Origin of the sequence: Floccifex porci (assembly GCF_009696175.1) — a bacterium.
GTDB lineage: Bacteria > Bacillota_I > Bacilli_A > Erysipelotrichales > Erysipelotrichaceae > Floccifex > Floccifex porci.
The window spans coordinates 32964-53058 of sequence record NZ_VUMM01000012.1 but is presented as its reverse complement, the minus strand read 5'-3'; the positions used below and the strand labels follow the sequence as shown (position 1 = coordinate 53058).

19 protein-coding genes are annotated in these 20095 nt (G+C 33.2%); 3 read left to right on the top strand and 16 right to left on the bottom strand.

Annotated elements, in window-relative coordinates:
• Window positions 1-172: 172 nt before the first annotated feature.
• Complete coding sequence (locus FYJ50_RS06860) at window positions 173-382, bottom strand: restriction endonuclease subunit S (RefSeq protein ID WP_154460432.1); 210 nt, start codon at window positions 380-382, stop codon at window positions 173-175.
• A 12-nt stretch (window positions 383-394) separates the two neighbouring features.
• Window positions 395-1384, bottom strand: coding sequence for a site-specific tyrosine recombinase/integron integrase (xerA, locus tag FYJ50_RS06855; RefSeq protein WP_154460430.1), 990 nt, complete (start codon window positions 1382-1384; stop codon window positions 395-397).
• A gap of 128 nt (window positions 1385-1512) precedes the next feature.
• Between xerA and FYJ50_RS06850 the strand changes: the two genes are divergently transcribed.
• On the top strand, window positions 1513-2052 hold the full coding sequence (locus tag FYJ50_RS06850) for a restriction endonuclease subunit S (protein WP_109216102.1): 540 nt from the start codon (window positions 1513-1515) through the stop codon (window positions 2050-2052).
• Here FYJ50_RS06850 and FYJ50_RS06845 read toward each other — a convergent pair.
• From FYJ50_RS06845 to FYJ50_RS06785, 13 genes are all read right to left on the bottom strand, one after another.
• A complete protein-coding gene (locus FYJ50_RS06845) occupies window positions 2049-2519 on the bottom strand; it encodes a restriction endonuclease subunit S (RefSeq protein WP_154460428.1) in 471 nt (156 codons plus the stop codon). The genes FYJ50_RS06850 and FYJ50_RS06845 overlap by 4 nt on opposite strands.
• A complete protein-coding gene (locus FYJ50_RS06840) occupies window positions 2509-4014 on the bottom strand; it encodes a type I restriction-modification system subunit M (RefSeq protein ID WP_154460426.1) in 1506 nt (501 codons plus the stop codon). Before FYJ50_RS06840 ends, FYJ50_RS06845 begins: the two co-directional genes overlap by 11 nt.
• Before the next feature lie 35 nt (window positions 4015-4049).
• A complete protein-coding gene (locus tag FYJ50_RS06835; RefSeq protein WP_154460424.1) occupies window positions 4050-5363 on the bottom strand; it encodes an HsdM family class I SAM-dependent methyltransferase in 1314 nt (437 codons plus the stop codon).
• Window positions 5364-5367: 4 nt separating this feature from the next.
• Window positions 5368-5943: a restriction endonuclease subunit S gene (locus tag FYJ50_RS06830; protein ID WP_154460422.1), complete on the bottom strand. Its 576-nt coding sequence runs from the start codon at window positions 5941-5943 to the stop codon at window positions 5368-5370.
• Window positions 5944-6118: 175 nt separating this feature from the next.
• The gene (locus tag FYJ50_RS06825; protein ID WP_154460420.1) at window positions 6119-7063 is read right to left on the bottom strand and encodes an ABC transporter permease; all 945 of its coding nucleotides are present in this window, start codon (window positions 7061-7063) and stop codon (window positions 6119-6121) included.
• A 3-nt stretch (window positions 7064-7066) separates the two neighbouring features.
• Entirely contained in the window at window positions 7067-8170 is a 1104-nt protein-coding gene (locus FYJ50_RS06820) for an ABC transporter permease (protein ID WP_154460418.1), read from the bottom strand.
• Window positions 8167-9708 carry an ABC transporter ATP-binding protein gene (locus FYJ50_RS06815; protein ID WP_154460416.1) on the bottom strand — a complete coding sequence of 514 codons (1542 nt, stop codon included), beginning with the start codon at window positions 9706-9708 and terminating at the stop codon, window positions 8167-8169. The genes FYJ50_RS06820 and FYJ50_RS06815 overlap by 4 nt, the downstream gene beginning before the upstream one ends.
• 38 nt (window positions 9709-9746) lie before the next feature.
• Complete coding sequence (gene udk, locus FYJ50_RS06810) at window positions 9747-10364, bottom strand: uridine kinase (RefSeq protein WP_154460414.1); 618 nt, start codon at window positions 10362-10364, stop codon at window positions 9747-9749.
• A gap of 53 nt (window positions 10365-10417) precedes the next feature.
• Window positions 10418-11362, bottom strand: a complete 945-nt coding sequence (locus FYJ50_RS06805; protein WP_154460412.1) for a TIGR03943 family putative permease subunit — start codon at window positions 11360-11362, stop codon at window positions 10418-10420.
• Window positions 11363-11370: 8 nt separating this feature from the next.
• Window positions 11371-12591, bottom strand: a complete 1221-nt coding sequence (locus FYJ50_RS06800) for a CobW family GTP-binding protein (protein ID WP_154460410.1) — start codon at window positions 12589-12591, stop codon at window positions 11371-11373.
• Window positions 12592-12690: 99 nt separating this feature from the next.
• Entirely contained in the window at window positions 12691-13434 is a 744-nt protein-coding gene (locus FYJ50_RS06795; RefSeq protein ID WP_154460408.1) for an HAD-IIB family hydrolase, read from the bottom strand.
• Between the two features lie 8 nt (window positions 13435-13442).
• Window positions 13443-14843: a magnesium transporter gene (gene mgtE, locus FYJ50_RS06790; protein WP_154460406.1), complete on the bottom strand. Its 1401-nt coding sequence runs from the start codon at window positions 14841-14843 to the stop codon at window positions 13443-13445.
• A gap of 191 nt (window positions 14844-15034) precedes the next feature.
• Complete coding sequence (locus FYJ50_RS06785; RefSeq protein ID WP_154460404.1) at window positions 15035-15838, bottom strand: HAD-IIB family hydrolase; 804 nt, start codon at window positions 15836-15838, stop codon at window positions 15035-15037.
• A gap of 28 nt (window positions 15839-15866) precedes the next feature.
• On the opposite strand from FYJ50_RS06785, the gene pepF reads away from it, so the two are divergent.
• Both pepF and FYJ50_RS06775 read left to right on the top strand, forming a co-directional pair.
• Window positions 15867-17636, top strand: coding sequence for an oligoendopeptidase F (gene pepF, locus FYJ50_RS06780; protein WP_154460402.1), 1770 nt, complete (start codon window positions 15867-15869; stop codon window positions 17634-17636).
• Window positions 17626-18168 carry a rhomboid family intramembrane serine protease gene (locus FYJ50_RS06775; RefSeq protein ID WP_154460400.1) on the top strand — a complete coding sequence of 181 codons (543 nt, stop codon included), beginning with the start codon at window positions 17626-17628 and terminating at the stop codon, window positions 18166-18168. Before pepF ends, FYJ50_RS06775 begins: the two co-directional genes overlap by 11 nt.
• A 621-nt stretch (window positions 18169-18789) precedes the next feature.
• Here FYJ50_RS06775 and rho read toward each other — a convergent pair.
• Window positions 18790-20058, bottom strand: coding sequence for a transcription termination factor Rho (gene rho, locus FYJ50_RS06770; RefSeq protein WP_154460398.1), 1269 nt, complete (start codon window positions 20056-20058; stop codon window positions 18790-18792).
• Window positions 20059-20095 lie beyond the last annotated feature (37 nt).

Sequence of the window (20095 nt, the reverse complement as noted above, 5' to 3'; positions counted from 1 at the left end):
CTATTACTATAACAACAAAAGAATTCAATCCAAAACAAAATGGATGCCTCCTGTTGTATACAGAGAAACATCCATGTGTTAAACTCAATTCAAATTAACGTATGTCCAGAATATTGGGTACATATCATTTGTAGTTTCACATCAATGGGATAATTTTAATTATTTCGTGTGTCTACTTCAGTGGGATTATATCACTCTTAAGTCCTTTTTCTGTTATATTTCTTTCTCCTCTTGAGATATATCTACCAGAAAAATTTGATAAATCTTTAGGTGTAATCCATGGGATGTCCCCACCATAATTTTCTTCTTTCTTTGTGGATGGTGTCGCACCTCCAACTATTTTTCCTATCTCACTTAATGTACATTCTTTCCAAATTGCCATAATCTTCTCCCCCTAACTTATATACTTTTTATGTGCTATTTTAACATTACTTTGTTTTACCATTGCATATTGCAAGGTAGTATCTATTTTTTGATGTCCTAATAGATGTTGTAACTGCTCTATAGGCATTCCTTTATCTATAGCCATAGTAGCTAATGTTCTTCTAAACTTATGAGGATGAACTTTATGTATATTAAGTTCATGTCCAATATTACGAAGCATTACTTCTACACCACCAATACTTAAACGATTATGTGGTTCTCTTAAGCTTACAAATAATGCTTCATTGTTATCATTTCTTGAGTCTAGATAATGTTTTAAATGTAATTTTGATTGTGCGTCAAAATATACTATACGTTCTTTATCACCTTTACCTAAAACAATGCACTCTCGCTCATTAAAATCTATATCATTCCTATTAAGTAATACCATTTCACCTACACGCATACCTGTTGAAGCCAATAAATCAATAATTGCAAGATTTCTTAATTCTTTACAACTATCACGCATCTTTTCGAGATCTTCATCAGTATAAGTTTCCTTAACGGTTTTACTCGTTTTAATTTTATGTATTCTTCTAATAGGACTTTTAATAATATAATCTTCAGTTTCAAGCCAAGAAAAGAAACTAGATAAGATTCTACGAACATTATCTACTGTAACTTTGCTTAGTTTCTTCTCATTCTGGTATGTCATTAAATATTCTCTAAGATCATCTGTTGTTATATGTAACAACTCTTTATTAATATTTAATAACATTTTGTTGATTGTCACTTCGTAATAGTTTAAAGACTTTTCAGAACAACCTTCTATTCTTTTAGCATTTATAAACGCATTCAAAATATCAGAATTAGTTAAATCACTACTTGCGTGAGAATTATTCTCAACAACATCATATTTATCAAGAGATGTTGTTAAAACATCTCTTAACATATCTAATTGTTTGTTATCCAAGGAACTTAACATACCTTGCATAATACTAATAATTAATTTTTCTTTCATGTAATCCTCCTATAATATAGAGAGAATTACTTTTCAGTGGCTTCTCTTTTGATTAACTTCTGCCACTGGTAGAAGTTATTAATATAAACAATAATTTAGAGCAGCAAGCTCAGGCAATTTTTCTGAAAATGTTTCCAGATATATTTTCAGCCTCGGCATCCTCTTCTTTCCAAAATTTAATCGAGTTTTCAAATGGAAAGAAGCGGCCTGAAACAATCGGGAATATCCCCGTATATGGTGGTAATGGAGTCTTAGCATATACCAATCAATCAAATGCAGAGAATTGCGTCATTATCGGCAGAGTTGGAGCATACTGCGGAAATACTTTTCTTTGTCCTGAAAAGTGTTGGACAAGTGATAATGCAATACAGGCTAAAAGTAAGAATGAAGATTCCCCATTGTTTATTTATTATTTGTTAAGGAATGCTTCACTGCCTTCACGACACATTGGTACAGGTCAGCCACTGATGACACAGGCAATATTAAATGCTATTCCTGTCAATGAACCATCAACTCAGGAAATTAGGTCTTTTATAAATATATGCACGCCTTTGCATGAAACAATTTTTGCTAATGAAAAGCAAAATATATCATTAGCCCTTTTACGTGATACTCTTTTGCCAAAGTTGATGTCCGGTGAGCTTGATGTTTCGGACATTGATCTTTAAGCCACTAAATTATTATTTATAGCAGAATTCAGCACAATTTTCTCATCAATAGGCTCTAAGTATGACAGTATCTCTTTTTGTCGATCAATTGATGGTATATCAAATTCTAACCTATTGAGTGTTTCTGTTCTTAAACTTGGAATTGTTGTTCCTTCATTATATGTATTAAGATCAATTTGAGACATAATATAATACAAATACTTAGGAATTACAATGTCACGATTCACAACAGTGTAAAACAATGTATCAACTGTCCAAAACGGATGATCAACATATTTAACTTTTCCAATACTGCCTTTTCTTCCGATTAAAACTGATGGCTGAGAATATAATGCTTCTGTTGCATATCCCATTAAACCACCTGTACCATAAATAGGAATCGTGCCGTCCACAGATAACACTTTCTTCTGATTTTTACCATATTTAATTGAAACAAGTTCACTGAGCGCATATCGTCTATATTTCATACCCAATCGCCCCCAGTTTCTTACGGATTTCGTCCTCTAATTCGTGGGACTTTGCAAACATATCAGACAATTCGCTTGTTAATCTTGCCATCTTTTCTTCAAATGGTTCTCCATCATCTTCTACATCTTCTATTCCCACATATCTTCCTGGTGTAAGAATAAAATCCTGTTTTTCTATTTCAGCAATATCTTTTACAGCACAAAAACCTTTTACATCTTCTAATGTACCATTTTGATACTGTTCCACCGTATCTGCAATACGTTTAATTTCTTCATCAGATAAATCTCTATGTTTTCGATCAACCAAGTTTCCCATTTTTCTGGCATCTATGAAAACAGTCTTTCCTTTTTGTTTTTTGTTTTTTGAAATAAACCACAATGTTACCGGAATTGTCACTGAATAGAATAATTGAGTTGGCATCGCAACAATTGCTTCAACTAAATCTGCTTCTATTATCTTTTGTCGAATCTGACCTTCTCCACCTGTCTGGCTTGATAAAGCTCCATTCGCTAAAACAAGTCCAATCTTTCCATTAGGAGCCAAATGATGAATCATATGTTGAATCCATGCAAAGTTGGCATTACTTGCTGGAGGCAAACCAAATTTCCATCTTATATCATCTGTTAGTTTTTCTTGTCCCCATGGATGATAATTGAATGGAGGATTGGCTAAAATAAAATCCACTTTTAAATGAGGAAATAAATCTTCTGAAAAAGTATCTGCATGATAGGGTCCAAAATTTGCTTCAATTCCTCGAATTGCCATGTTCATTTTTGCCATTTTCCATGTATCAGCTTGTGCCTCTTGTCCATATACAGATATGTGTCCTCTATTTCCACTATGTGCTTCAATGAATTTCGCACTTTGAACAAACATTCCACCCGATCCACAACATGGATCATATACTCGACAATTATCAAACGGTCTTAACACTTCTACCAATGTTTTAACAATACTTTTTGGAGTATAGAACTCACCACCTGATTGCCCTTCTTTTGCTGCAAATTGTTGAATACAATATTCATAAGTTCTACCCAATAAATCTTTACTTTCATTCGCATCACTCATATCCATATTTGTAAAAATATCCACAACATCCCCTAAAACATTTTTATTTAAATCAGGATTTGCATAATTTTTAGGTAAAACATTTTTTAAAGAACCATTTTGTTCTTCAATTGCTCTCATCGCATCATCTATAATTATTCCAATTTCTGGTTTATGCGCATTTTGAGCTATATATTCCCACCGCGCTTTTTCTGGAACAAAGAAAATATTTTCCATTGTATATGCATCAATATCATCTTCGAATCCGTCCCCTTCTTCAACTAACTCCTGATATCTTTTTTCAAATGCTGTTGAAATATATTTCAAAAATATTAAGCCCACTATTACTTTTCTATAATCAGCAGCTGGTATATGTCCCCACAATACACAAGCCGCATCCCATATTTGTTTCTCAAAGCCTAAATTTGCATCACTTTTATTTGCCATATTTCGCTATCTCCTTTAATCATTATTTTATCACTTTATTTTAAACTTTGTACTTTCACCAGGCATTCATTTACTTTATCAATTTGTATTTTTAATTGATCCAGAATCCTTTTTCTCTCATCTAATAAACAATCTAAATCTTTATTTTCCGATAATTCCTCAAACGGTATAAATCTTTTAGGAATCAAATCCCACTCTGCCTCTTCAATCGTTTTCGAAGAAACACAAACCGATAATCCATTTACTTCTTTTTTATTCTGTATCATTGATACCAGCTCATTCATCTTATCCTCTTTTATTTCCGTAAATACTCTCTCTTTATTTATAAAGTCACTTTCAGAAATATCAATCATATATACATCTTCGTTGATCTTTTCTTTATTAATAACAAACAACACAGTAGATACATTTGTGTTAGGTCCAAATAAACCACTTGGCAATTGAACAACTGTATCTAGATATTTATTATCAACTAACCATTTCTTATATGCCACAGCTATTTTTGTTTGTTTAAAAGATAAGCCTGAAGGAGCTACAAAAACAGCCTTCTTTTTTACAATTTTTGAAATCAAATTATAAAAATATATGTCCGCTTCTCTATTTGTCTTATACTGTTCACCTGAAATCGATGTTATACAATCATTGATTTCCATATTATCCATAATTCTTTGTACAAATGGAGGGTTACATATGATTTTATCGACACTTTCATTGATAAAAATAGGATTTGTTAATGTATTTTCGTTTACTATAGTTACATTTTTAAAATCTAACAATTTGAAAATTAAAATCTGGCGTATATAAGATTCATAATTTATTTCTTGTGAATAAACATTATTTGTTTTCTTTATAGCATATAGCAATGATGATCCATTTCCTGATGCACAATCATATATTGATTCATTCTCTTTTAAATCCAGTAAATGAGACATCAGTAGATTCAAACTTTTAGGTGTCCCACTTTCTGCTTTTGGTCTTTCGTACTCTGCTACAAGTTTACATAGATCACTATAATCATCTATATTTTTTATTAACAGATTTCCATCATTATATACTTCTTTTATCACTCTTTGGATAACCTTTTCCGATACAATACGCAAATTAGATTCAAAATAATCTGCTATTTCTTTTCCTAATGTTAAATCCGTATAACGTATTAAATCTTCCTTTGCTACACTCACATCATAAACCAAAGATAGTGTTTTCAATTCAAATAATGGATTAAAAAATTCATGATTTTTATCAATTTGATCTAAATTTTCTAACAATAAAGTGATATTCACAAAATCTAAGTTTTCAGGAATGATTTTAATAAAAGCTCTAATCTGTTCAATTTTTTCTCTTTCCATATTCTTATTCCTCCTTTAATTCCTGCTCAATGAATCCTTCTATCAAATTTTTCTGGTTCTCCAGAAAATTTCTTACCAGTTCAATTTCTATTAATGATTCTATATACAAATTACCTATGGTTTCTTGTTTTTGTGTTTCTATATCTGGAATATCTATATTTTTGATAGATCCAATCTTTATAATTCTCATTCCTAATCCACTTATTTCATTGATTAATTTTTCAATTGTCTTTTTGTTATTTAATATCGCAAGAACATAATTTCTATTTATCTTTTCATTACATCGAATTAATGCACAAAAAGATGGAACAACCAGACCTTCATCTTTCTCTCTAATAATTGCTGAATCATATGGTGTTGATAACTTTATTACAATATCTCCTTTTTCCGTATACATTAATTTCGAACAATCCATTCCTTCTTTCAAAATGTTTTCTCCTAAATCTTTATGATAAATAAATCCATTATTTATTGATTTTGGAGTAATGACTTTAATACGAGTTCCATCCTTCAAACCTTTATCGCAAATTCGTGTTAAAATTTGCCCATTTTTTACATCTGCAATTTTTTCCAATCTCATTTTATATTCCTCCTGATGTCTCTTAAATATTTTTGTAATGTACGTACATTTCTTATTCGATTATATGTTATTCTTTTATTTTAAATATGTCAATATATTTCTTTAATTATTTTTGTAATGTCTTTACATTTCTTTTAAATTTAAATAGAAGAAAGAGAATCCTTTCAGATTCTCTTTATCGACTTGATTTATCGTATGGTATACCATCGGCTTTTGGAGCCCTTGAATTTTTAGAAGTAAAGGTCAAAATGATCAGACATACAATATATGGAAGCATATTATATACGGTTGAAGGAAGATGTAAAGCCACTAGTAATGGGAATCCTGTATAAACCGATCCTAATGCTCTAAACAATCCAAACAATACAGCAGAAACCCCAATTCGTAGTGGTTTATATTGTCCAAAGATCATTACTGCCATTGCCAGGAATCCAAATCCAGCCACTCCATTTTCAAATTTCCATTCAGATACACCAGCCAGGATATAAACCAATCCTCCCAGTCCTCCTAAAGCACCGGAAATCAGAACTCCAGACCAGCGCATTTTATAAACATCAATTCCCACTGAAGCAGCAGCCTGTGGATGTTCCCCACAAGACTGTAGACGAAGTCCAAATCTGGTTTTATACAATACAATAAAGGCAATAACAAGAATAATAAGTGCAATCAGCATAAACCAGTTGAATTCAAAATGTCCAAAACGAATGATAAAGCTCTTTTTCTGTTCGACATAAACCATCGTACTGGAAACATTGCTTGTGTTTTCTGCCATATTGACCGCTTTTACAATTACAGTCGCCAAAGCCAGTCCTAACATATTCATCGCGGTACCAATAATGGTCTGGTCAGCCTGCAAATTAACTGCTGAGAAAGCCAGTAAAATGGAATAGATCATTCCTGAAATCATGGCTCCTAACATACTGGCAATAACCAATGTAAATCCAGTGAAAGGTGCAAAGCGCATGACCATAGCCCCACCTAAAGCTCCCATAACCATGATTCCTTCTAAACCAATATTAATAACACCAGAATGTTCTGAATAACATCCACCCAATGCGACCAGGGTCAATACAGAGGCAAAAATTAAAGTATATTGAAGCAATAATACAAACGTTGTCATACTTTATTTACCTCCTTTCGATTCTCTTTTGTCCAGCCATTTATTCAACATCAGTTTAAAGAATGCGACAAATCCACATAGATAAATAATAATAGCAGACATCAGATCGGCAACCTGAGATGGATAAACGGATAAATTGATTGATGTTCCACCTAATGTAATATGCTGAATAAAATAAGATGAAATAATTGATCCAATCGGACTTAATCCACCTAAGAACGCAGCTGCAATTCCATTGAATCCCATACCCGGAACACTGGTTGTTCCAGTAGACCACTGTGTAATTCCTGTTAAATATAAACAGGCAGCAGCCAGTCCAGCCAAGGCTCCAGAAATAGCCATTGTCAGAATGATATTCTGATTTTCTTTCATTCCTGCATATTTGGCTGCGTTTTTATTCAATCCAGTCGCTTTTAATTCATATCCTAATTTTGTTTTTTCCAGTAAAATCCAAATCAGGATCGCAACGATGATTGCTAAAGGTATTGCGATAGTCGCATATTGAAAATTATTAAATAATTTATCAATTCCCAATGTTGGCAATATCGCCTGTGGCGCATTCTGTGCCATTTTTAAAGTATATGTCGAAGTGGATTCTTTTACATTAGACAATACCATGTTGGCAATATATAAAATGATCCAGTTTAACATAATCCCTGAAATAACTTCACTTACATTTCGATATGCTTTTAAAGCCCCTGATATAGCTCCTACTACAGCTCCTGCCAAAATCGCAAGGATCATACAGATAACCCAGTTCATATGCCAGGCTAAAGCTGCATATAAGGCAACCGTCATTCCTGCACAATACTGTCCCGAAGCCCCGATGTTAAATAAACCAACTTTATAGGCAAACAGTACCGATAAAGAACATAATAATAAAGGAGCTGTATTCACTAAAGTTGAACCTAAATTTTTTAAACGTAAATTTGCCATACTGGAATTCATCCAGTTTTTCAAAATGGCAGTAATAGCCTGTCCAGCCCCTGAAGGATCAATAGCCAGCAGCACAAGATATCCTATAATAATTCCAATACAAACACAGATCAGTGAACAAAGCAAAGCCTGTACAGAATCATTTCTTAACCAGTTCTTCTTTGATTTCATACACTCTTCACCTCATCTTTTTTCGCTCCAGCCATATACAGACCCAATTCTTCCTGTGTTGTCTTCTTCGGATCCAGTTCTCCTACAATTTCACCTTCAAACATCACTAAGATACGATCTGGAACATCCATTACTTCATCCAGTTCCAGAGAAACAAGCAACACTGCTTTTCCCTGGTCTCTTTGTTCAATCAGCTGTTTATGAATGGCCTCAATGGCTCCTACATCCACTCCACGTGTTGGCTGTACCGCAATCAGTAAATCTGGATCTCGATCAATTTCACGAGCAATGATTGCCTTTTGCTGATTTCCTCCTGACATAGACCGGGCAACGGTAATCGATCCCTGTCCTGAACGAATATCGTGTTCTTCAATCAGACCATCGGAATATTCACGAATTTCCTTACGTTTCAAGAAACCATATTTTGTCGTAAACTGCGATTCAAAATATCTCTGTAAAACTAAATTGTATTCCAGAGAATAATCCAGGACCAAGCCATGTTTATGACGGTCTTCTGGGATATGACTCATTCCATGAACGCTTCGATATCGGATAGACTGTTTTGTGATGTCTTCTCCTTTATAAATCAAAGACCCATTGGATAAAGGTTCCAATCCTGTAATTCCATAAACCAGTTCCGTCTGTCCATTTCCATCAATTCCTGCAATACATACAATTTCTCCTGCACGTACATTAAAGGAAACATGATTAACAGCATCTTTTCCTTTTGTTTTCGAAGCCACTGAAATATCTTTTACTTCCAGAATGACTTCTCCAGCCTCTTTTTCTTCTTTTTCAACATGGAAATTTACATTTCTTCCAACCATCATTGCCGACAGCTGTTCCATTGTAGTTTCATTTGTATTGACTGTACCTACATACTTCCCTTTTCTTAAAACCGTACATCGATCGGAAACTTCCATGATTTCCTGTAATTTATGAGAAATAAACAAAATTGATTTTCCTTCTTTTGCCAGATTCTTCATAATTTTCATCAATTCATGAATTTCCTGTGGTGTCAATACCGCTGTTGGTTCATCAAAAATCAGAATTTCACTGTCACGATATAACATTTTTAAGATTTCTGTACGCTGCTGCATACCTACAGTAATGTCTTCCACAATCGCATCTGGATCTACCATCAATCCATATCGATTGGATAAATCTACAATTTTCTTACGTGCTTCTTTCTTCTGTAAAAAACCATTTTTTGTTGGTTCTACACCTAAAATAATGTTATCAAGAACAGAGAAGCAATCCACAAGTTTAAAATGCTGATGCACCATACCAATTCCTAAGGCATTGGCATCGTTCGGATCTTTAATATCCACCTGTACACCATCTTTTTTTATGATTCCTTCTTCGGCCTGATAAAGCCCAAATAATACACTCATTAAAGTGGATTTCCCAGCCCCATTTTCTCCTAACAAGGCATGTATTTCTCCTTTTTTCAGCTGCAAAGTTATATTATCATTCGCAATGATTCCAGGAAATCGCTTTGTGATATTGAGCATCTCGATCGCATATTGCTCTGCCATTCTCTTTCCTCTTTTCTATATGTATTATTTTACTATACTTATCTGGATTCTTTTAATATTTTTTTAATTTGATTACAAATTAAATCAAACGCCACATCATTAAATCCACTATTGATCACTAAATCCGCCATTTGTCTTGTTGGCTCTACGTATAAAGCATGCATAGGCTTCACTGTATTTAAATATTGTGTAATGACTCCATTTAAATCTCTGCCTCTTTGTTCAACATCTCTTAAAATACGTCTTAAAATTCTTTCATCCGCATCGGAATCCACATAAATTTTAATATCAAATAAATTTCTCAATTCCTCATTTTCAAATAATAGAATTCCTTCTACCAGAATAACCGGTTTACTTTCAATGCATATAGTTTCTTCACTTCGATTATGATTACTGAAATCATAAACCGGACATTCAATGGTTTTCCCCTGTTTTAATAATTTTAAATGCTGAATCAGTAAATCTGTTTCTAAAGATGATGGATGATCGTAATTCACTTTCACTCTTTCTTCAAAAGTTGTATCAATCTGTTTCTTATAATAATTATCATGGTAAACAATTGATATCTGATCTTTAAAATAGGATTTTAATCGATTTGAAAAAGTTGATTTTCCTGATCCAGATCCCCCTGCAATTCCAATTAATGTTACATTCATAATTTTCATCTCCATTACCTTTATTATACTAAAAAAAAAGCTAAGAAAAACTCTTAGCTGAAATAAACATACGGATCTGACAATGCATCCACTTTAGAAACCTCCAAAGCATCAATAACTATAAAATTACGATTGTATTCCGAATTATACAATACATGGATCACTCCTTTTAAAAGCACCCAGTCATTCTGATTAAATGAAGAACGATCTACATTCCGTACCAGTATTCCACATAAAGACAGATCATCGGCACAGCATACCATCGCATATCGTCCCATAACCATTGCCTTTTTATCCCCTTGTACGGCACTGATGGCAATTCCTTTGATCTGTACCGTTTTGTTTTTATATTTATCTGGATTGTCCAATGCATCCATATAAAATAGACCATAATCATCATCTAATACTTCAATCACATCCGCATTCAGATCAAATGGCAATTCTTCAGGTGCCAGCTGATCTGTAACGGTTCCATCTAAAGATTCATAAATAATCTGAGCATTTTTATTGATGGCTTTTACATTATTACGGATAAAGCGTTTATTGGTCGCATCGGAACATCGATTAAAAATAATCAGATCCGAATAAACCAGCTGATTGAAAATCATCTGTTTCATATTTTGTGCATACATTTCAAAAGTCGATGCATCCACACAGGATACAATCTGCACAGTAATCCAGCCAATCGGCATTTCAGTATCCATAAATGGTTTGGTATCCCATGTACCATTAAATTCTATCAATATGCGATCGGGTTTATACTGTTTATTTAATTGTATGAACCATTCATAAGTAATATCTTCAAAAGAATCCACATAAACAATATCAGTTTTCCATTTTTTCAATTCTTCTTTTGAATATTCTTCCATTCCTTCTTCACAACAAATCAGTAAAGATTTTTCATTTTCCGTAAAATCAGGAGAAGATAATGTGTCTTTAATTAAAGTGGTCTTTCCACTTTCTAAAAATCCGGTAAATAAATAAACTGGAACTGTCATAATATCACCTAAATTTCAAATAAAGAAGCCAGTTTTTCTTCATTTAAATTTGAACCAATGACACAGATACGTCCTGTATATTGTGGATTCCCTTTTCGAATTTCACTTTCCTGTGGAACCATATCAAAATAGAACCACTCTTCTTCACTGGAAGCCACAATTCCTTTACATCGTAAGATTACACCATATTCTTCACTCTGTGAAAGTGTATTTAATATCGAATTCAACTGTTCCTTGCTGTATTTATGAATGGTTTCACTTCCCCAGCTGGTAAAGACTTCATCGGCATCATGATGGTGATGATGGCCACATTCACCTTCTTCATCATGATGGTGGTGGTGATGTCCACATTCACATTCTTCATCATGGTGATGATGTCCACATCCGCATTCTTCTTCATGGTGGTGGTGATGTCCACATTCACATTCTTCATCATGGTGATGATGATGTCCACATCCGCATTCTTCATCATGGTGATGATGATGTCCACATCCGCATTCTTCATCATGGTGATGATGATGTCCACATTCACATTCTTCATCATGGTGGTGATGATGTCCACATTCACATTCTTCATTATGATGAATAGATTCTAGTACTTTCTTTTCTTCCATCATTAGCTGATCTAAACTTTCTCTGGATTCCATTACATCCAGAATTTCTTTTCCTGAAATCTTATCCCAGTCCGTTGTAATGATTGAAGCATGATCGTTTAACGTTCTTAAAATATGAATAACTTCCTTTAATTTTTCTTCACTGACATCTTGTGTACGTGATAATACAATCACATTTGCTGATTCAATCTGGTTATTGTAAAATTCTCCAAAATTCTTTGAATACATTTTTACTTTTTTGGCATCCGCTACACAGACAAAGCTATTCATTTGAAGCTGTACATCTTCTTTAATTCTTTCAATGGCTCCAATAATATCGGATAATTTTCCTACACCTGATGGTTCAATCAAAATACGATCGGGATGATAATCTTCCACTACTTTTGTCAAAGCACTGGAAAAATCTCCAACCAGAGAACAGCAGATACATCCTGAATTCATTTCACGAATCTGTACACCTGCTTCCTGTAAAAATCCACCATCGATTCCAATCTCTCCAAATTCATTTTCAATCAATACAATCTGTTCATCCTGAAAAGCTTCTTTTAAACATTTCTTAATCAAAGTTGTTTTTCCAGCTCCTAAAAAACCAGAAAAAATATCTATTTTTGTCATATCCGTCCTCCTGACTTTAAATCTTTATAAGTAATACATAGTATAACGCAACTTTAAACGAATGATAAGTGAATTACCCACAAAAAAAAGACAAATGAATCAATCATTTGTCTGACAGTTCTGTATTGCCTGATTTATACTGTCTACCACATATGTAGACTGGTTTTGTACATCTTCTGGTGAATAAGTAAAAGAAAAGGAATAATCACACGATTCAAACATAGGAATGTCATTATAGTTATCTCCGATTCCATATAAAGTATCTATATTATAATGGTTTTTGATCCATTGACACGCTTTTCCTTTTGATACTCCTTTATTCACAATATCTACATAAATATCATTTCGATATACATCTATCCACTGACCAAAACGTTTTTTTATTTCATTCTGAATCTGAATAGCTTCCTCGATGCAATTTGCACGTGTTGAAATATTTAAAATATGTCTTTGGGGAATTGTGTCATAATCCACTATAATCTGAGGTGAATGTAATTCTTCAATTTCTTCATGAATCACATATATATCCTCACCCCCTACATGAAGATACATAGGATGCAGTTCATTAAATTGTTTTATCAGTTCACAGGCAATTTTATAAGGGATTTCACTTTCATACAGTACATTTAATTCTTTATCTAATATATAAGATCCTGTTGATGTGATATAAAAATCACTTTTAAAATGATCGTTTAAAAAATAAAGCATATGTTTAATAGGACGGCCGGTACAGATTCCAAAAAGATTATCTTTCTGAAACTGGTTGATTGCTTCTACATCTTTTGAATCAATTTTTCCATTTACATATAAAGTTCCATCAAAATCACTTGCCAGTGCTTTCATAAACCCTCCTAATAAAACTTAAACAATTCAATCAATAAGATCCATGCCATTCCATAATATGTAATGACGGCTACCAGATCATTTACCGTTGTGATCAATGGTCCAGAAGCAACGGCTGGATCCACTTTGATTCGATGAAAAAACATAGGGACAATGGTTCCCACTATACTTGAAATGATCATCGCAACCAGTAAAGCAATCCCTACACATCCACTGATACAGAATCCATGAAATACATCGTATCCTTTTAAAACTATTAAATAGATACCAATAAATAAGAAAGATAAAGATCCCAGTAAGAATCCGTTGCACAATCCGACTCTTGATTCTTTAAAAATCAGTCCAATTTTCTGTTTTCCACTTAAATTTTCATCCATTAATACACGAATAGTTACCGCCAGAGACTGGGTCCCTACATTTCCAGCCATATCCAGAATCAAGGACTGAAAACAGACAATGATCGCAACTTTTGAAACAACTCCTTCAAAGACACCAACCACACTGCTGACCAGCATTCCTAAAAACAGCAGAGCCACTAACCATGGCAATCTTTTTTTCATACTTTGTTTTGTCGTTTCGTTTAAATCTTCTTCGGCTGTTAAACCCGCTAATTTCGCATAATCATCACCCATTTCATCATCGACAACTTCGATGATATCCTGAGCGGTAATGATTCCTAAAATCTTCATTTCTGAATTTAATACCGGATAAGAATCTTCTGCATAATCTTTGATCCATTCAATGCAGTCGGATATTTTTTCACGATCGCTTACATAAGGATAAGAAGTCACAATCAGATCTTCTAATGCATCATTCTGACGAGCACATATTAAATCTTTTAGCGCAATGGCCCCACAGAAAGTATCTTCCTTAGATAAAACATAAATGGTCATAATATTATCGTTTTCCCCCGCCTGTTCCACTACAGATTTCATAGCCTGGCGAATGGTACTGTCTTCTTTGATTGACACAAAGTTTGTGGTCATATAGCTTCCAATTTCATCATCTTCATAAGACTGAATCAGACGAATGTCTTCTTTCGATTCATCATCAATCATTTCAATCAACTGATTCTGAACCTCTTCATCCATGTCTTCCAGTAAGTCCACGGCATCATCGGCATCCATGTTTTCAATGATTCTGGCAACACTATGCATATCCATTTCTTCCAGATAAAGATCTAGATCTTCAATATAGGAAAATATATCGGAAATCTGTTCTTCATCCATCAAAGAAATCAGTTTCTTACGTACATCCGGAGTTACTTCCTCAAAAGCCTGGGCAATATCATTATCATGATAATCTTCCAGTTTTTCTTTGATTTCTTCCTTTTCGAGGTCGCTATTTAATAACTCAATAATTTCCTGAACATAATGATTACGTTCTTCTAATACTTCTTTTTCTTCCATATTTGCCTCCTTTATTCACTTTTTTAACAGGGGCAATTCATCTTTATTTCGTTATCTGAAAAGAACAGACAACGGAATTTCTAAACATGAACTCGGCCCACAACTATCACAATTGTCCATTCTTTTTCACCTCCAGTAAGACATATTTATTATAAATTTGTTGAATGAAAAGTCAAAATAAAAAAGGATTTTCATCCCTTTAAAACATATTTTTCGATTCCAAAAGAAAGGCCATCTTTATTATTAGATGGAAGGATCACATTGGCTTTTTCTTTACAGTCTTTATGTCCATTTCCCATAGCCATTGAAAAATCGGAAACTTCAAATAAAGAAAGATCGTTCTGTCCATCTCCTATACTATATACCCATTCCAATTGAAGATGTTCCTTTAAAAACAATAAAGCTTTTCCTTTTGAAGAAAAATAAGAAAAGATTTCTGTATATCGATTTTCAGGCGCATTGGTATTGGCTTCTATTAAAGAAGGATATTTCTTTAATATATTCATCATCTGATAATGAATGGATTTTCTTAATGTATACATCTGAAAACATTCCACATCTTTTTTTGTATCCTTTAAATACGATTTTATTTTATTGACTTTTAAAAACTTTGTCTTATTATTTTTTCTAAGGAATTGATATAAAGTTCCAATCCATCCGGATTGTAAAACAATATGTCCATCGATGTTGGCACTTAAATAAAAAGAAGGAAGTTCTTCTAAAAAAGAGATGCATTCCTGATTTGGAATGGTAGCTTCATACATTTTTTCTTTTGTTTTAAAATTGTAGATTACCGCTCCATTTGAACAGATCACATAATCAATAAAATCACAATTATTTAACGATTCTGGAATCATATCTAAGCTTCTTCCTGTAACAGGAACGATAAGAATTCCCTGATTGTGTGCCTGTTTTAAAGCATTTAAATTTTTATCTGATATTTTATTCCATCTATTTAAAGTTGTACCATCTAAATCCACTGCTAAACATTTCATGGACTCATTATAACATAAGGAGGAAATTATGATTACACGACAAGAACAAAAGATTGAAAACACATGGAAACTGGAAGATATCTATAGTGATGACAGTCAGTTTGAAAAAGAATATGAATTGTTAGAAAAAGAACTGGATCACTTTCAGAATTATAAAGGAAAATTAGAACAGAATCGTATTCTATTAGAAGCTTTACAGGCTTATGAAACCATTAATTACTATTTTGGAAGAATTTATGTCTATGCCAATCAGAGAAATCATCAGGATGCCACAAACAGTACCTACCAGAATTTAAGTGGAAAAGCCCAGTTAATGGCGGTTAAAGTCAGTCAGAAAACTTCCTGGTTTGAAGTGGAAATATTAAAACTGGATTCCATTGATCATCCTGAATTAAAAAAATATCATCGCTTTCTGGAAATGATCTTTCGAAGAAAAGAACATGTACTGGATGAAAAAACAGAAGCCCTTCTGGCCAGAGCTTCCGATCTATCCAATACCGCAGATTCCATTTATTCTATGTTTAATGATGCCGATCTTCAATTTGAAGACTGTATGGATGAAATGGGAAACCCTCATCCTTTAACTCATGGAAATTATATTTCTTATATGGAAAGTAAAGATCGTACATTAAGAAAAAGTGCTTTTGAAAAGCTCTATAAAGAATATGAACAGTTTAATCATTCTTTATCCGCAATGTATTATGCCAATTGTAAACAGGCTTTATTTTTCAGTAAAGAACATTTATACAACAGTACATTGGAATGTGAATTGTTTTCAAATGAAATTCCTTTAGAAGTCTATGATAATTTAATTCAGACTGTACATGATCATTTAAATACTATGTATGAATATGTACAATTAAGAAAAGAAATATTAGGATACGAATCTTTACATATGTACGATCTATATGTCCCTTTAACTCCATCTATAAATAAAAAATATACGTTTGAACAGGCAAAAGAAATTGTAAAAGAAGGATTAAAACCATTAGGTCAAGATTATATTAATTTATTAGAAGAAGGATTCAACAATCGATGGATCGATGTTTATGAAAATAAAGGAAAACGTACTGGTGCCTATTCCTGGGGATGTTATGGATGTCATCCATTTGTTTTATTAAACTACAATGAAACTTTAAATGATGTCTTTACTCTTGCCCATGAAATGGGACATGCTCTACATACATATTATTCAAATTCCAGCCAGTTTATTTTAGACAGTGATTATCGCATCTTTGTAGCGGAAGTAGCTTCTACCTGTAATGAAAGTTTACTGATTCAGTATTTACTGAAAAATACAGAAGATAAAGAAGAAAAAATATATTTACTGAATTATTTACTGGATCAATTTAAGTCTACAATGTATCGACAGACCATGTTTGCGGAATTTGAAAAGATCACGCATGATTTAGTCAATCAAAATGAAGTTTTAACTAGTGATACACTAAATCAGATTTATTACGATCTGAATAAAAAATATTATGGAGATGCCATTTTCATTGATTCTCAAATTCAATATGAATGGAGTCGTATTCCTCATTTTTATACACCATTTTACGTATACCAGTACGCAACCAGCTTTGCGGCAGCGATAGCCATAAGTACAAAGATATTAAATCAGGAAGAAGGAATTGTCGATAAATATAAAACATTCTTAAAAGGAGGTTGTTCAAAAGATCCAATTTCTTTATTAAAACAATGTGGAATTGATATGTCTAAACCAGATGCCATAGAACAATCTTTAGAAGTCTTTAAACAATATGTACATCAATTAGAGGAATTAATTCATGAAAATTAAGATCAATGCTCCTGTTACCATTGGATTTGTATGTATCTGTTTATTTGTATTGTTTATCAATATGAGTACAGATTTTAATACATTGTCTTATTTTGTGACCTATAGAGATTCTTTAAGAAATCCAATGACATATATAAGATGGATTACCTATATATTTGGACACTCTGACTGGTCTCATTTTACCAGCAATATGACTTTTATTTTATTGTTGGGACCTATGATCGAAGAAAAATATGGATCAAGAAAACTATGTATCATGATAGGAATTACCGGTATTATCGGAGCTCTATTAAACAGTTTACTGTTTTCCAACACCGCGTTGTGTGGAGCCAGTGGCATTGTCTTTATGATGATGATCGTCTCCAGTATCACCAGTGTCAAACAGAAAGAAATTCCATTAACTTTGATTCTTGTCTTTGTGATTTTTGTTGGCAAAGAAATATACAGTGCTCTATTTGAACAAGATTCCATCTCTCAATTAACTCATATCGCAGGAGGCTTCTGTGGTGCCTATTTTGGATTAAAACGATAAGAAATTATCGTTTTTTATTCGAGATTGATCCTCTAGTCTATTCTAATAAGGGATGATCCCCTTAAAAGAAAAATGTGGTTTATGATATCGGTTTGTAATGACCATTCCGATATTGGAAACCACACTTCATTTATAGTCTCTTATTTAATTTTATATTGATCCAACCAGGTTTTTAGACTTTAGATTCTCTTCAATAATTCGATATTCCTTTTGAAGTAAAGTAAGACCATGGTATAACTTATCCTTGTCATTTATGAAACTTCTTTCTCTTTTTTATTTTAAATCTCAATCAAGATACTGTTGATATTTGTATTACTAAAATAAAACCCCTCAACATATGCCTTGACATCTTTTGAATGCAGCCAAATATACATTATGTTTTCTGTGGCTGACAGATAGCTAAAACAATGGGGATTGGATGAAAAATTAAAAAGGACAAAACACAAACCGGTATTGTAATTCCTAAATTATTTTGTGTTTCCTATCACTGTCTTTATTGTACTTTTGTATATTTCGCTTTTCTTCCTATATAAAAAATCCCACCTTTGTGGTTTCACATCGATGGGATAGATTTAATTATTTCGTGTATTTACTTCAGTGGGATGATATCCTTCTATCGCCTTAAATTGTTAATGAATTTTTATATTTTATAAATGAAACCAATTCCTCATTGCTTCGAGTACGAGTGAATAAATCAATCAGATTTTCCACTGCTTCTTCCTGTTTTAATCCATTTAAGCTTTTACGAATGACATTGATCGCTTCCAGTTCTTCTTTTGTCAGAAGAAGATCTTCTCTACGTGTACTGGATTTGACAACATCGATAGCCGGGAATACTCTTCGTTCCTGTAATTTTCGACTTAATACCAGTTCCATATTTCCCGTTCCTTTAAATTCTTCATATACGACATCATCCATTTTGGAACCTGTATCGACCAGTGCCGTTGCCAGTATTGTCAGACTTCCCGCTTCTCGAGTGTTTCGAGCTGCCCCAAAAAAACGTTTTGGCATATATAATGAAGCTGGATCTAGTCCTCCACTTAACGTTCTACCGCTTCCAGTCACCGTTAAATTGTAGGCTCTGGCCAGTCTTGTGATGGAATCCAGAAGAATCATGACATCTTCATTTAATTCCACCAGTCGTTTTGCTCTTTCAATTACCATTTCAGATACTTTCTTATGACGTTCTGGCTGTTCATCAAATGTGGAATAAATAACTTCTACATTCTTTCCCATAACCGTTTCTTTAATATCGGTTACTTCTTCTGGTCTTTCATCAATTAATAATATAATCAGATGCATTTCTGGGTTGGACTTTTGAACACTTAAGGCTATATCTTTAAGTAAAGTTGTTTTTCCTGCTTTTGGAGGAGAAACAATCATTCCTCTTTGTCCTTTTCCAATAGGAGACAATAAATCTACAATGCGCATAGATACCTTTGAATTCACATCCAGTTTAATTCTTTGATTGGGAAAAATCGGTGTCAGATCTTCAAAAGCTCTTCTGTTTTTCGCAATTTCCGGATCCACTCCATTGACTGAACTGATCCGAAGTAAGGCCCCATATTTTTCCGTTGCGGTTTTTTCCCGCATCTTCCCTAACAACACATCTCCTGTTTTTAAACGAAACCGCCGAATCTGACTGGCGGATACATATACATCATCTTCCCCTGTTAAATAATTGTCACATCGAATAAAACCATAGCCATCCATCACTTCTAAGATTCCATAGGCCATCTTTTCATCTTTTTTTTCTTCTTTTTCTTCCACTGACAACAATAAATCTATTAATTCCGCTTTTCGTAAAGCTGTAACATTTTTCAATCCTTTTCCTTTTGCGATTATTCTTAATTCCACTAAGGAAGTCGCTTCCAATTCTTCTTTTTTCATATCTACCCTCTCATTCTTTTCTATTTTACACTTTTTT

Bases quoted from the DNA above. Each gene is read 5' to 3' on its own strand.
- FYJ50_RS06835 (WP_154460424.1), bottom strand. From the start codon at position 5,363: ATGGAAAGAGAAAAAATTGAACAGATTAGAGCTTTTATTAAAATCATT.
- xerA (WP_154460430.1), bottom strand. From the start codon at position 1,384: ATGAAAGAAAAATTAATTATTAGTATTATGCAAGGTATGTTAAGTTCC.
- FYJ50_RS06820 (WP_154460418.1), bottom strand. From the start codon at position 8,170: ATGAAATCAAAGAAGAACTGGTTAAGAAATGATTCTGTACAGGCTTTG.
- FYJ50_RS06800 (WP_154460410.1), bottom strand. From the start codon at position 12,591: ATGACAAAAATAGATATTTTTTCTGGTTTTTTAGGAGCTGGAAAAACA.
- FYJ50_RS06840 (WP_154460426.1), bottom strand. From the start codon at position 4,014: ATGGCAAATAAAAGTGATGCAAATTTAGGCTTTGAGAAACAAATATGG.
- FYJ50_RS06845 (WP_154460428.1), bottom strand. From the start codon at position 2,519: ATGAAATATAGACGATATGCGCTCAGTGAACTTGTTTCAATTAAATAT.
- FYJ50_RS06775 (WP_154460400.1), top strand. From the start codon at position 17,626: ATGAAAATTAAGATCAATGCTCCTGTTACCATTGGATTTGTATGTATC.
- FYJ50_RS06795 (WP_154460408.1), bottom strand. From the start codon at position 13,434: ATGAAAGCACTGGCAAGTGATTTTGATGGAACTTTATATGTAAATGGA.
- udk (WP_154460414.1), bottom strand. From the start codon at position 10,364: ATGAATGTAACATTAATTGGAATTGCAGGGGGATCTGGATCAGGAAAA.
- pepF (WP_154460402.1), top strand. From the start codon at position 15,867: ATGATTACACGACAAGAACAAAAGATTGAAAACACATGGAAACTGGAA.
- FYJ50_RS06825 (WP_154460420.1), bottom strand. From the start codon at position 7,063: ATGACAACGTTTGTATTATTGCTTCAATATACTTTAATTTTTGCCTCT.
- rho (WP_154460398.1), bottom strand. From the start codon at position 20,058: ATGAAAAAAGAAGAATTGGAAGCGACTTCCTTAGTGGAATTAAGAATA.
- FYJ50_RS06850 (WP_109216102.1), top strand. From the start codon at position 1,513: ATGTTTCCAGATATATTTTCAGCCTCGGCATCCTCTTCTTTCCAAAAT.
- FYJ50_RS06785 (WP_154460404.1), bottom strand. From the start codon at position 15,838: ATGAAATGTTTAGCAGTGGATTTAGATGGTACAACTTTAAATAGATGG.
- FYJ50_RS06815 (WP_154460416.1), bottom strand. From the start codon at position 9,708: ATGGCAGAGCAATATGCGATCGAGATGCTCAATATCACAAAGCGATTT.
- mgtE (WP_154460406.1), bottom strand. From the start codon at position 14,843: ATGGAAGAAAAAGAAGTATTAGAAGAACGTAATCATTATGTTCAGGAA.
- FYJ50_RS06830 (WP_154460422.1), bottom strand. From the start codon at position 5,943: ATGAGATTGGAAAAAATTGCAGATGTAAAAAATGGGCAAATTTTAACA.
- FYJ50_RS06805 (WP_154460412.1), bottom strand. From the start codon at position 11,362: ATGACAGTTCCAGTTTATTTATTTACCGGATTTTTAGAAAGTGGAAAG.
- FYJ50_RS06860 (WP_154460432.1), bottom strand. From the start codon at position 382: ATGGCAATTTGGAAAGAATGTACATTAAGTGAGATAGGAAAAATAGTT.